The following is a 13,264-nucleotide window of genomic DNA, read 5'->3' as shown; positions in this document are numbered from 1 at the left end:
GCAAAAGCCCGATCCATTCAAGGGTGGCCATTATATTTAATGGGATTTCTAGATGCGTTGCCACTTTTTTGGCCAAACAAAAGCTCCCGGTTTTAAAACCGGGAGCTTTTGTTCATCGATGGCGCTTACACAACCCCTTGTGCAACCATGGCGTCGGCGACTTTTAGGAAGCCGGAAATGTTTGCGCCGATGACCAAGTCGCCGGCGTAGCCATACTTTTCGGCAGCTTCCGAGCTGTTATCATAGATGTTTTTCATAATTTCACGAAGCCTTCCGTCCACTTCTTCAAAGGACCAGGAAAAACCCATGTTGTTTTGGGCCATTTCAAGTGATGAAACTGCTACACCGCCGGCGTTTGCCGCTTTTGCGGGAGCAAAATGGACGTTGTTTTTCTTAAAGGTATTAATCGCCTCCAGTGATGTCGGCATGTTTGCCCCTTCTCCAACGGCGATGACTCCATTTTTAATTAACAAGTTGGCTGTCTCATCATCGATCTCTTGTTGGGTGGCGCAAGGAAGCGCGACAGTGCACGGAATGGTCCATACATCTGTGGGGGTATCGTAGTATTTCGCGTGCGGATGCTCTTCGAGATAATCTTCAATTCGTCTTCTTTCCACTTCTTTCAGACGTTTGACGGTTTCGACGTCAATGCCTTTTTCATCATAAATATACCCATCGGAATCACTGCAAGTAATAACCTTCGCCCCCAGGTCTTGCGCTTTTTCTATCGCGTAGATGGAAACGTTCCCGGAACCGGAAACGGCGACGGTTTGGTCCTTAAAGTTAACGCCTTGTTTTTCCAGCATTTTTTCGACAAAATAAATGGTTCCGTAGCCTGTGGCCTCTTTTCGGACGAGGCTGCCTCCGTAGTCTAACCCTTTGCCGGTGATCGTGCCAGCTTCAAAGCGGCCGTGCATTTTTTTGTACTGGCCAAACATATATCCGATTTCCCTCGGCCCTACTCCGATGTCGCCGGCAGGTATATCGATGTCGGGGCCTATGTGTTGGCCGAGCTCGTGCATAAAGCTCTGCGAAAAACGCATGATTTCCGCATCGGATTTGCCTTTTGGATCGAAATCGGCTCCACCTTTGCCGCCGCCGATCGGCTGTCCCGTAAGGGAGTTTTTAAAAATTTGTTCAAAACCGAGGAATTTAACGACACTTGGGTTTACGGACGGATGGAAGCGTAGGCCGCCTTTATAAGGTCCGATCGCGCTGTTAAACTGGACGCGGTAGCCTCGGTTTACATGGATGTGACCTTTGTCATCCACCCAAGGCACACGGAAAGTGATCAGACGTTCCGGTTCAACGATTCGCTCAAGGATGCTCTCCTTCATATATTCAGGATGTTGAGCAATGACCGGAACTAATGAGTCAAAAATTTCCTTTACAACTTGATGGAATTCAGCCTCGTCCGGATTTCGGCTGCAGACAGTCTCATAAACGCTGTCTACATATTCTTTCGCTATTTCTTCAGAACTTTTTTGCTGTGTTTGTGTGACCAATGGAGATAGCCCCTTTCTTATTAGCTTCGACGTTCTTCTTAACAGTGGATGGTTGTGCAAACGCTCAACTAGAGGACGAACCAACCTAATATTTTTTTATCTTATCACAAATGAATAAAATTGTTTAGTCAAGTCGAAAAAAACCTATCCAACAGTTAATTGGAAAAGGAAACGTGGGCCATAAAGGAATGAACAAACAAAATCTAAAAATGTTATATAATTTTTTAGAAAATGGTTGACCTTATTAATGAATCGGCGTAACATATACGGTATACAATTTGTCGCTCTTGAAGAAACATTTGACCACTCGACGTGAACAAATGGGGGAAGTGAAGTATTACGAGGTGGTGGTGAGAAGGTATGGAAGACGATCAATGGATTTTTTTAAGCGGGGAATTTGTCCGGAAAGAAGAGGCGAAGATTTCCGTTTACGATCATGGTTTTCTATATGGAGATGGCGTGTTTGAAGGCATTCGTGCCTACGACGGTAATATATACAGGCTCAACGAACACCTCGTGCGACTCTATGAGTCTGCGAAATCGATCATGCTCGACATCCCTTACGAGTTCGAAGCTATGAAAGAATTGGTCGCCGAAACCGTCCGAAAGAACAGCTTAAGAGATGCATATGTAAGAGTGGTCGTCTCGAGAGGCGTCGGCAATCTTGGCCTGGATCCGAAATCATGCGGCATGGCCCAAGTTGTTGTGATCGCGGAAGAATTGGCGCTTTTTCCTAAAGAGCTGTATGAAACCGGACTTGAAATTGTCAGTGTGGCGACGAGACGCAACCGGCCGGATGTGTTGAGTCCGAAGGTTAAATCGCTCAATTATCTCAATAATATTCTCGTCAAAATTGAAGCCAACCTCGCGAATGTTCCCGAAGCGCTCATGATGAACAATGAAGGATATGTGGCAGAAGGCTCGGGAGACAACATTTTCCTCGTGAAAAATAAAGCGCTCTATACTCCGCCCGGTTATGTCGGCGCATTGGAGGGCATTACTCGGGAGGCGATTCTCGAGATTGCCGAAGAGGAAGGTTATACGATAAAAGAAGAACCTTTTACACGCCACGATGTTTATGTTGCCGATGAAGTGTTCCTTACCGGAACGGCCGCTGAAGTGATCGCGGTTGTTAAAGTCGACGGGCGCGTCATCAATGATGGAGCCCCGGGAGTGGAAACGGAATATATTACAAAGTGCTTCCGGAATAAAGTGGCAACCGACGGCATGCAGATCTATGCACAGGAAGCCGAAATCGGTGGATAACGAAAAATAGCTATTGCATTTATATTAAAGCACGTTATAATGAAGGATAAACCCAAACGAAATAAAAAAACACGTTGATGAGGATAAGTAATTGGAAAATCGGCATTTAACAGAGAACCGCGTCAGCTGAGAAGCGGAAGTGCCCTTTCCGATGAACTCCCCTCTGAGTGCTGGGATGAACAGATGGATGATTAGTTCCAGCCGGTCCGGAGCCATTAACTCTTCCGGGTCGTTAGGCAAAAGGCGCAAACGTTGCGCCGAGCGTCCGCACATATGGAACAGTGCGGGAAACAGGGTGGTACCGCGGAAACCTTTTCGCCCCTTTGGCATGATTGCCAATGGGACGAAAAGGTTTTTTTTTAGTAGGTAAGAAAGTATAAATCAACTTTCTTACCTACATAAGTGCAACTAAGGCTTTCGGAGCGACCGAGCATAGGTCGTGTCATTTAACAGGTGGAACCCCTGTTTGATAAGGCTCTAACCAAGCCATCAATAGCGAGTCTTGGACTCAACGGAGTAATCCATTGGGTTAAGCGTAGACAGTTAGGTCGTAGGCCTGAAAGTGATTGAGCCTCGTAAATAGTTAAAACGGGGAGGTTGACGGTGTCGAAAGACCGGAAAACGACACTCCGTATGTCATTATCGGTGAGATATACGGAGCTCCCTCGGGGTCGGAGAGCCAGGCATGCGATACAATGATGACACGAGAACTCGGGAGATCCTGTTTGTTCTTTCTTCAGTCGAAGGGAGTATGGTTGACCAAGCGATACAAAGCGAGGAAACCAGACGACAGCAGGAAGTCGGATGACCGCGTAGTACCGATGACGTCGGGTAACGCCGAAAGAGGGAAGGCAAGTGTCACGCCGACATCACCTTAACAAGGGACACATTCCCTACACACGGAGGTAGGAACACGGAATGGAAACAAAACTTGCTAGGATAGCAGAATTAGCTAAGCACAACCCAGCTATGACATTCACATCTCTTGCGCACCTGCTGAATCCTGAATACCTTATGCAATGCCATCACCAACTCCCTAACCGTAAGGCAGCTGGTGTAAAGGGAACAACCAAGATAACGTACGAGCAAAATCTTGAGGAAAATATCGAAGACTTAGTGTCTAGAATGAAACAGAAGAGCTATCGGCCCAGCCCAGATAAGCGGGTCTATATTCCAAAGGATGAAAAGGGAAAGAAGAGACCCCTGGGGATTCCTGAACACGAAGATAAAATTGTTCAGAAAGGGATGGCGCCCATTTTGAACGCCATCTATGAGAATGATTTTCTGGATTGTTCATTTGGATTTCGTCCCCAGCGTAATTGTCATGATGCATTGAAGGTATTAAATGGGTATATAGAGAGAAGATATGTGAATTACATCGTGGATGTGGATATCAAAGGTTTCTTTGATCATGTTGACCACAAGTGGATGATGGCATTTCTGAAAGAACGTATTGGAGACCCGAGCTTTCTCCGAATCATTGCCCGTTTCCTCAAGGGCGGATACATGGAGCAAGCGAAACATTATAAGACGGAGAGCGGAACGCCGCAGGGAAACCTGATATCGCCGATACTAGCGAATGTGTATCTGCACTATGTTTTGGACCTGTGGTTTGAACAGCATGTGAAGAAAAGAATCAAAGGGCAGGCATATCTTGTGCGATACGCAGATGACTTTGTCTGCTGCTTTCAGTATCATGAAGATGCGCATGCATTCTACGATGCACTCAAGTTGAGGTTGAACAAATTTAACCTGGAAGTGGCGGAAGATAAAACGCAAATTATTCCGTTTGGGAGGTTCGCTGCGGAGAATCATAAAAAGGCGGGGAAAGGGAACCCGCCAACGTTTGATTTTCTTGGTTTCACCCATTATTGCGGCAAAAGCAAGAAAGGCAAATTTCGTGTGAAACGCAAAACAAGCAAGAAGAAAATAGCCTCCAAGCTCAAACAAACGAACCAATGGCTGAAAGCTCACCGTCATCTGGCTATGAAGGACATTGTCCGTAGACTAAGCCGTTCTCTGAATGGTTATTACAACTACTACTGTATCACAGACAACGTAACCGCAGTGGTGAGGTTCCGGGATGCGGTCATCCAACAATTTTTCAAATGGATGAACCGGAGAAGCCAACGAAAGTCGTTCGGTTGGGAGAAGTTTCAGTTATTTCTTATTAAGTTTCCCTTACCGAAACCAAGGGCCAAGGTGAACATCTATGAACGAAGGAACCATATTAGCTATATTTTGTGAAAGATGTTGGTGAGGAGCCGTGTGCGTTAATTGCGCCCGCACGGATCTGTGAGGGGGGAGGAGCACAATCCATACAAAAGGTGAGGCTCCCTCCTACTCGACCCATAAAAGCTTGGCGAAAAGCCAAGTTTTCTAAATAAAAAGTCCGTCAAAAGCCTAGATCTTTAAGAAAAGGAGCGGAGTGCCAATGGTGGAGAACCAACGCGAAGAAGGAGGACTAGAGATGGGCACAAGCGTAAGGACACAGGCAGAGAAAACTGCAAATGAAGAGCAGCAAACACAAAAATTGAATGGAAGTCAGATCGTATTACGTGCTTTGGCGGAAGAAAATGTAGATATCATCTTTGGCTATCCGGGCGGGGCTATCTTGCCTACGTACGACGAAATTTACAAAATGGGAATTCACCACATTCTCGCCCGCCACGAACAAGGGGCAATTCATGCTGCAGAAGGATATGCGCGTGTTTCCGGAAAACCGGGCGTTTGTGTTGTTACATCCGGCCCGGGGGCAACAAACGTTGTCACCGGGATCGCGGATGCCATGATCGACTCATTGCCGATGATCGTAATCACGGGCCAGGTGGCAACGAACGTGATCGGAACGGATGCATTTCAAGAAGCGGACGTGGTCGGGGTAACGATGCCGATCACGAAGCATAACATCCAATTGCGTGATGTGAACGAGATTCCGCGTGTAATGAAAGAAGCTTTTCATATTGCAACGACGGGAAGACCGGGACCGGTGTTGATTGATCTTCCAAAAGACGTTTCGACGGCTATCGGAGCATTTAAATATCCGAAAAAGGTCCATATGCCCGGTTATCAGCCAACGGTAAACCCGAATCGATTGCAAATCAAAAAAGTTGCGGACGCCGTTGAGCGGGCAAACAAACCGGTGATCCTTGCCGGCGCTGGCGTTCTCCACGCGGATGGGGCGGATGAACTGTTTGAATATGCTACAAAACAGCAGATTCCGGTGACCAACACATTATTGGGATTAGGTTCGTTCCCAGGGAATCACCCGCTTTTTCTCGGCATGGCGGGCATGCATGGACTATACGCAGCCAACATGGCGCTTCATGAATGCGATTTGCTCATAAATGTCGGCGCCCGCTTTGACGACCGGCTGACCGGAAGTTTAAACCACTTTGCACCGGGAGCCGAGATTGTCCACATTGACGTTGATCCCGCGGAAATCGGCAAAAATATCGAAACCGCGATTCCGGTCGTGGGGGATGCAAGAGAAGCGCTGAAAAGTTTGTCGGCGCTCGCCAAATCCCCTGTTCCTTATGATGATTGGCACCGTCACCTCCGGAGTTACAGTGATGACTATCCACTTTGGTATAACGATGACGGAAAAACGATAAAGCCACAGGCGCTCCTTGACATGATTTATGAGGAAACGAACGGGGAGGCCATCGTTACTACCGATGTTGGGCAGCATCAGATGTGGGCGGCACAGTATTATCGTTTCGCAAACCCTCATCGTTGGGTGACTTCAGGCGGATTGGGAACCATGGGCTTTGGTTTTCCCGCTGCCATTGGCGCACAGTTCGCGGAACCGAACTTGGATGTGGTGGCGGTCATCGGGGACGCGGGTTTTCAAATGACAATGCAGGAAATGTCGATTTTACAAGAATTAAACTTGCCGGTGAAAATCGTCATCGTTAACAACGCATCATTGGGGATGGTCCGTCAATGGCAGGAGCTGTTCTACGAGGAACGTTATTCCCACTCGTTATTTCCGATCCAGCCTGACTTTATGAAGCTTGCCGAAGCATACAATATCAAAGCTTATAAAGTTGAAAACCCGTCTGAAGTCCGCGCAACGTTTCAAAAGGGTCTCAAGGAAGATGGACCGGTACTGTTTGATTTTCGCGTAACGGCTGATGAGAATTGTTACCCGATGATTGCTCCCGGCAAAGGACACCATGAAATGGAGGGGATCCGTCCGTGAAGCGCACCATCTCGGCCACCGTCAATAATTCGTCGGGAGTGTTAAACCGCATTACCGGTTTATTTTCCCGGCGACAATTCAACATTGAAAGCATTACCGTCGGCAGGACCGAAAACCCGGATGTTTCGAGAATGACGTTTGTCGTCAACGTAGACAGCCAACGGGGACTTGACCAAGTGGTCAAGCAGCTCAATAAACAAGTCGACGTTTTGAAAGTCCGGGACATTTCGGAAGAAAATATTGTCGCGCGTGAACTCGCGCTCATCAAGGTTGTTGCCAACCCTCAGACGCGCGGCGAAATCGAAACGCTGGCACGCCCATTTCGGGCATCTATCATCGATGTGGGACGTGAGAGCATGACATTGCAAGTGACCGGCGATCACCAAAAAGTGGAAGCCTTCATTGACTTAATCAAACCATACGGATTAAAAGAATTGGCGAGAACAGGCACAACCGCGTTAAAAAGAAGCTCCAAACAACAGTCGCAGGATCTGCATTATTCAATTATCCAATAATAAAAGAAATAAGGGAGAGATTTAGAAATGGTAGAAGTATATTACAACAATGATGTAAATGAAGGTGCACTACAGGGAAAAACGGTCGCGGTCATCGGTTTCGGTTCTCAAGGCCACGCCCATGCGCTTAATTTAAAAGAAAGCGGCGTTGATGTGATTGTCGGCCTTCGGAGAGGCAAGTCTTGGGAAAAAGCGGAACAAGAAGGCTTTAATGTGCATGAAGTAAAAGAAGCTACGGAAAAGGCTGACATTCTCATGCTCGCCCTTCCGGATGAAACACAGCCCGGCATCTATGAAAACCAAATCAAACCTGCGCTTACAGCCGGAAAATCATTGGTTTTCGCCCATGGATTCAACATTCATTTTAGTCAAATTCAACCGCCGTCTGATGTGAATGTTTTCATGGTCGCTCCGAAGGGCCCCGGGCATATCGTCCGCCGTACCTATGAATCCGGAGCAGGAGTGCCGGCGCTTTACGCGATCGAGCAAGATCCTCACGGGGAAGCGAAAGACCTCGCCCTTGCGTATGCGAAGCAAATCGGAGCCGGCCGTGCCGGAATCATTGCTACTACGTTCCGCGAAGAAACGGAAACAGACCTTTTCGGCGAGCAGGCCGTGCTCTGCGGAGGAACAACCGAACTCGTTAAAGCCGGATTTGAAACGCTCGTCGAAGCAGGGTATCAACCGGAAGTTGCCTATTTTGAATGCCTGCACGAGATGAAATTGATCGTCGATCTCATGTATGAAGGCGGTCTTGAGTATATGAGATATTCCATCTCGGACACGGCGCAATGGGGCGATTTCCAGTCAGGGAAACGGATCATTACCGAAGATACGAAACAAGAAATGCGTGAAATATTGAAAGATATTCAATCAGGAAAATTCGCGAAAGGCTGGATTTTGGAAAACCAGGCCAACCGTCCGGAATTCAATGCCATTAATCAGCGCGAGCTTGAGCATGAAATTACAGCTGTTGGCCAGAAGCTTCGTGAAATGATGCCATTTGTCAAAGGCGATCAAAAAGGAGTGGTTTCGCGTGCGGAGAATTAAGTTTTTTGACACGACGTTACGAGATGGAGAACAGCAGCCGGGCCTTAATCTTAACCGGGAAGAAAAACTGAAGATTGCCAAGCAGCTTGATCGTCTCGGCGTTGACATCATTGAGGCCGGTTTTCCGGCCTCCAATGAGGGAGACTTTTATTCCGTGCAGCAAATCGCGAGAGCGGTGAAAAAAAGTTCGGTTACGGGGCTCTCGCGGCTTTCGAAAAGCGATATCGATACCGCCTGGGAAGCATTGAAAGATTCACCGGAGCCCCGCATTCACCTTTTCATAGCCACTTCCGATGTGCACATTGACCACAAGTTAATGTCGACACAAGAAGAAGTGATTCAAGATTCGGTCGAGGCCGTTCGTTATGCAAAAGAACGTTTTTCGGTCGTGCAATGGTCGGCAGAAGATGCCTGCCGTACGGACTGGGATTTTCTGAAGCATATTATGGAAAAAGTGATCGAAGCTGGTGTCGATGTCATCAATTTGCCGGATACGGTCGGTTACACGACAGCCCAGGAAATTCGAGCGATGTTCCACCATTTGAAGGAAAACGTAAAAGGGGCAAAAGACATTACCCTTTCCACCCATTGCCATGATGACTTGGGCATGGCCGTCGCCAATTCGCTGGCTGCCATTGAAGGGGGCGCCGATCAAGTAGAATGTACCATTAACGGCATTGGGGAACGCGCCGGAAATGCGTCGTTAGAGGAAATTGCCGTTGCCCTTCACATTCGTCACGATCACTATGGCGCTGAGCAAAATCTTACCCTTCAAGAAATTAAACGCACGAGCAGCCTCGTGAGCAAGCTTTCCGGGAACGTGGTCCCAGGCAATAAAGCGATTGTCGGTAACAATGCATTTGCCCACGAATCAGGCATCCACCAAGATGGGGTGTTGAAAGAAAGCAGCACCTATGAAATTATCACGCCTGAGCTTGTTGGCGTGGACGCGAACAAGTTGGTGCTCGGTAAACTTTCCGGGAAGCACGCGTTTCAGAACAAAGTATCCGAACTCGGATTTGACCCTCCGGAAGATGAATTAAAACGAGTGTTTAAAGCATTTAAACAATTGGCCAATAAAAAGAAAGACATCTCCGACGATGATATTTTCGCGTTGTTGGTGGCCGATAAATCGGAAAACGAAACGAAAGCTTATGAAATGCTCTCATTGCAGGTGAACGTGGGAACGCATAATATCCCGACGGCGACAATTACCATGAAGTCGCCGGACGGGGAAGAAACGCAAGAAGCCGCCACTGGTTCAGGCAGTGTGGAGGCAGTCTACAATACACTCGAGCGCATTGTAGGCGCCCCGATTCAATTGGATGATTATCGCATTCAATCGGTAAGCAGCGGCGAAGACGCCCTTGCGGAAGTTGTCGTCCACGTAACGTATGCGGAGCAAACGTCCATTGGACGCGGAACCGCCCATGATGTGCTGGAAGCTTCGGCCTATGCGTATGTAAATGCCATTAATCGCATTCTGGCAGCCGCACCGGGCGGAGTGCCGGAACCTTCGGTTCATTCGCAATGAAGGAGACTGTTTATGACTAAGAAAACAATTGCCGTACTCCCCGGGGACGGGATTGGTCCCGAGGTGACAAGAGCAGCAATAAAAGTACTGGAAAACATCGCGGATTTGCACGACCATGAATTCGTTTTTCAAGAAGGGTTGATCGGCGGGAGCGCCATTGATGAAAAAGGGGCCCCGTTGCCGCATGAAACAAAAGAACTCAGCGCTTTAAGCGATGGGATTTTGCTTGGCGCCGTGGGCGGGCCTAAGTGGGACCACCTTCCAGGTGGAAACCGTCCGGAAAAAGGGTTATTGGAAATCAGAAAATCGCTTGATTTATATGCAAATTTGCGTCCTGTTAAAGCTTACGCTTCGCTTATCGAATCCTCTCCATTAAAAGAAGAAATTGTTGCGGACGTCGATTTTTTGATTGTTAGAGAATTGACGGGAGGCCTTTATTTCGGAGAGCCGAAAATGCGCGAAGAGAACGAGGGAGAAATGCAGGCGGTGGATACGCTCGTCTATAAGACGTCGGAAATCAAGCGCATTGCCGAGCGAGCATTTCAATCCGCGCGCTTGCGAAAAGGAAAAGTCGTGTCTGTGGATAAGGCGAATGTGCTGGAATCGAGCCGATTGTGGCGGGAAATAGTGGATGACGTTCGAGGCGGATATCCCGATGTGGAGCTCGAGCATATGCTCGTTGATAACGCGGCGATGCAGCTGATTGCACAACCGGCAAGCTTCGATGTGATCGTTACCGAAAACACGTTCGGGGACATCCTGAGCGATGAAGCCTCGATGCTAACCGGCTCACTAGGGTTGTTGCCGTCTGCCAGCATGGGATCGACGGGTGTCGGCCTTTACGAGCCGGTACACGGGTCCGCGCCTGATATCGCCGGTGAAAATCGTGCGAATCCGTTGGCCGCCATCGCCTCGGCAGCGATGATGTTAAAATACGGGTTTGAAATGGAAAAGGAAGCGGAGCGAATCGAAGCAGCGATCGAAAAAGTCTTGGCAGATGGGTATCGCACGGCAGATATTGCGTCCAAGTCGGAGGAAGCGGTGACAACAGCGGAAATGACCGATGCCGTCGTAAAAGCACTTGAATAAGGAGGGGAAGCGTGAAGGGGAAAACAATTATTGAGAAAATCTGGGATCGCCACACGGTTTATCAAGAAGAAGAGAAACCGGATTTGCTATATATTGACCTTCATTTAGTTCATGAAGTGACATCCCCGCAAGCATTTGAAGGGTTAAGGCTTGCGGGGCGAAACGTAAGGCGCCCCGATTTGACGTACGCGACGATGGACCATAACATTCCGACGGATGATCGCCAATCGATTACTGATAAAATTGCCAAAAAACAAATCGATGTGCTTGTGGAAAATTGTCGGGAATTCGGGGTGGAGTTGGCCGGTCTGGACAGTCCGCATAACGGAATCGTGCATATTATAGGTCCCGAGCTCGGGCTCACACAGCCCGGAAAGACGATTGTGTGCGGAGACAGCCATACGTCCACACATGGAGCATTCGGGGCATTGGCATTCGGCATCGGCACGAGTGAAGTGGAACATGTGTTGGCAGCGCAAAGCTTGTGGCAAAATCGGCCGAAAACGATGGAAGTGCGCGTTGATGGTCGTCTTTCCGCCGGAGTCAGTGCCAAAGATATCATCTTGGCGTTGATTGCCAAATACGGAGTGAACTTCGGAAGCGGGCATGTCGTGGAGTACCGCGGAGAAGCGATTCGGGGACTTACGATGGAAGAACGGATGACCATTTGCAACATGTCCATTGAAGGCGGCGCCCGCGCCGGTTTAATCAGCCCCGATCAGGTTACGTTTGATTATTTGGAAGGACGCCCTAACGTGGAAAAAGGATCGGCTTATCAAAAGCAAGTGGAAGAATGGGAGCAACTGGCTACAGATGACGATGCCACTTTTGACAGCACGTTGGTCTTGGATGCGTCCGAAGTGAAACCGATGATCACTTGGGGCACAAACCCCGGCCAGGGTGTATCCATTGACGGAGAGGTTCCTTCCCCTGATGATGGCGAAACGGAAGCAGATCGAAAGGCGATTGAACAGTCGTTGGAATATATGGCGCTCACGCCGGGAACGAAAATGACCGACATCCCTATTCAGCACGTGTTTCTCGGTTCGTGCACGAACGCGCGAATCAGTGATTTGCGTGAGGCAGCCAAGTATTTGGAAGGAAGGAAAGTTGCCCCGGGGATTCGGGCGCTCGTCGTGCCAGGCTCCATGAAGGTGAAGCGCCAGGCGGAAGATGAAGGGTTGGCGGAAGTGTTTATCGATGCCGGTTTTGAGTGGAGAGGTGCCGGTTGCAGCATGTGTTTAGGCATGAATCCGGATCAGGTGCCGGAAGGAGAGCGCTGTGCATCCACCTCCAACCGAAATTTTGAGGGACGTCAAGGAAAAGGCGCACGCACGCACTTGATGAGCCCGATTATGGCAGCTGCCGCTGCTGTGCACGGGCGATTCGTGGACGTTCGTGAACTTGACGCCACTGCACAAGTATAGGGAGGGGAGAGAATGGAAGCTTTTCACGAACATGAGGGGAGTGTTGCTTCGCTTCCCTATGTTAATGTCGACACGGATCAAATCATCCCGAAACAATTTTTGAAGCGGGTGGAACGAACCGGCTTTGGTCAATTCCTCTTCTTTAATTGGCGTTTTCTGGATGACGACAGCGAGAATCCCGAATTCCCCTTAAACCAGCCACATATGAAGGGGGCATCCATATTACTGAGCGATCATAACTTTGGTTGCGGCTCTTCGCGGGAACACGCGGCTTGGGCATTGAAGGATTATGGCTTTCAAGTAATTATCGCGCCGAGCTTTGGGGATATTTTTTATAACAATAGCATTAAAAATGGTCTGCTGCCCCTTCGATTGCCGGAGAGGACGGTTCAAGATTGGATGGAAAAAGGAAAAGGCAAAGCACTCACCTTCAAGGTCAATCTTGAAGAACAAACGGTAGAAGATGACCAGGGTGCCATTCACTCGTTTGACATTGACCCATATTGGAAAAACATGCTTGTTTATGGCCTGGATGAAATTGGAGTTACCTTGCAATACGACGACTATATTCAAGCATATGAACAGCAACGATAATGAAAAATGCGCCCGCTTCGGGCGTATTTTTCTCGCCATTTCCTTGTCTGCACGTAAATGTTCTTTTTTCTGCAACTCAT

The 13,264-nt window shown here is 48.5% G+C and carries 10 protein-coding genes and 1 other annotated feature; of the genes, 9 read left to right on the top strand and 1 reads right to left on the bottom strand.

Annotated features, from left to right (window positions below):
• Positions 1-125 precede the first annotated feature (125 nt).
• Positions 126-1,505 (bottom strand): NADP-specific glutamate dehydrogenase, encoded by a 1,380-nt coding sequence (gene gdhA / locus EPH95_RS07590; protein ID WP_142088778.1) that lies wholly within the window; start codon positions 1,503-1,505, stop codon positions 126-128.
• Between the two features lie 360 nt (positions 1,506-1,865).
• Between gdhA and ilvE the strand changes: the two genes are divergently transcribed.
• From ilvE to leuD, 9 genes are all read left to right on the top strand, one after another.
• Positions 1,866-2,771, top strand: a complete 906-nt coding sequence (gene ilvE, locus EPH95_RS07585; RefSeq protein WP_142088775.1) for a branched-chain-amino-acid transaminase — start codon at positions 1,866-1,868, stop codon at positions 2,769-2,771.
• Positions 2,772-2,836: 65 nt separating this feature from the next.
• Positions 2,837-3,097, top strand: a binding site (T-box leader).
• Positions 3,098-3,689: 592 nt separating this feature from the next.
• A complete protein-coding gene (ltrA, locus tag EPH95_RS07580) occupies positions 3,690-5,018 on the top strand; it encodes a group II intron reverse transcriptase/maturase (protein ID WP_142086342.1) in 1,329 nt (442 codons plus the stop codon).
• 223 nt (positions 5,019-5,241) lie between these two features.
• Entirely contained in the window at positions 5,242-6,975 is a 1,734-nt protein-coding gene (gene ilvB / locus EPH95_RS07575; RefSeq protein ID WP_193557020.1) for a biosynthetic-type acetolactate synthase large subunit, read from the top strand.
• The gene (gene ilvN, locus EPH95_RS07570; protein WP_142088771.1) at positions 6,972-7,490 is read left to right on the top strand and encodes an acetolactate synthase small subunit; all 519 of its coding nucleotides are present in this window, start codon (positions 6,972-6,974) and stop codon (positions 7,488-7,490) included. The genes ilvB and ilvN overlap by 4 nt, the downstream gene beginning before the upstream one ends.
• A 27-nt stretch (positions 7,491-7,517) precedes the next feature.
• Positions 7,518-8,540 carry a ketol-acid reductoisomerase gene (gene ilvC, locus EPH95_RS07565; RefSeq protein ID WP_142088769.1) on the top strand — a complete coding sequence of 341 codons (1,023 nt, stop codon included), beginning with the start codon at positions 7,518-7,520 and terminating at the stop codon, positions 8,538-8,540.
• A complete protein-coding gene (locus tag EPH95_RS07560) occupies positions 8,527-10,074 on the top strand; it encodes a 2-isopropylmalate synthase (RefSeq protein ID WP_227004092.1) in 1,548 nt (515 codons plus the stop codon). The genes ilvC and EPH95_RS07560 overlap by 14 nt, the downstream gene beginning before the upstream one ends.
• 12 nt (positions 10,075-10,086) lie before the next feature.
• Complete coding sequence (leuB, locus tag EPH95_RS07555; RefSeq protein ID WP_142088768.1) at positions 10,087-11,163, top strand: 3-isopropylmalate dehydrogenase; 1,077 nt, start codon at positions 10,087-10,089, stop codon at positions 11,161-11,163.
• A gap of 11 nt (positions 11,164-11,174) precedes the next feature.
• Positions 11,175-12,590 (top strand): 3-isopropylmalate dehydratase large subunit, encoded by a 1,416-nt coding sequence (leuC, locus tag EPH95_RS07550; RefSeq protein ID WP_142088766.1) that lies wholly within the window; start codon positions 11,175-11,177, stop codon positions 12,588-12,590.
• A gap of 12 nt (positions 12,591-12,602) precedes the next feature.
• Positions 12,603-13,184 carry a 3-isopropylmalate dehydratase small subunit gene (gene leuD / locus EPH95_RS07545; RefSeq protein ID WP_142088764.1) on the top strand — a complete coding sequence of 194 codons (582 nt, stop codon included), beginning with the start codon at positions 12,603-12,605 and terminating at the stop codon, positions 13,182-13,184.
• Positions 13,185-13,264 lie beyond the last annotated feature (80 nt).

The sequence above is a fragment of the Salicibibacter halophilus genome (assembly GCF_006740705.1).
In the GTDB taxonomy this organism is placed as follows: Bacteria; Bacillota; Bacilli; order Bacillales; family Marinococcaceae; genus Salicibibacter; species Salicibibacter halophilus.
Note: the sequence above shows the minus strand (reverse complement) of the source record. Positions and strands in the feature narration are given on the sequence as shown.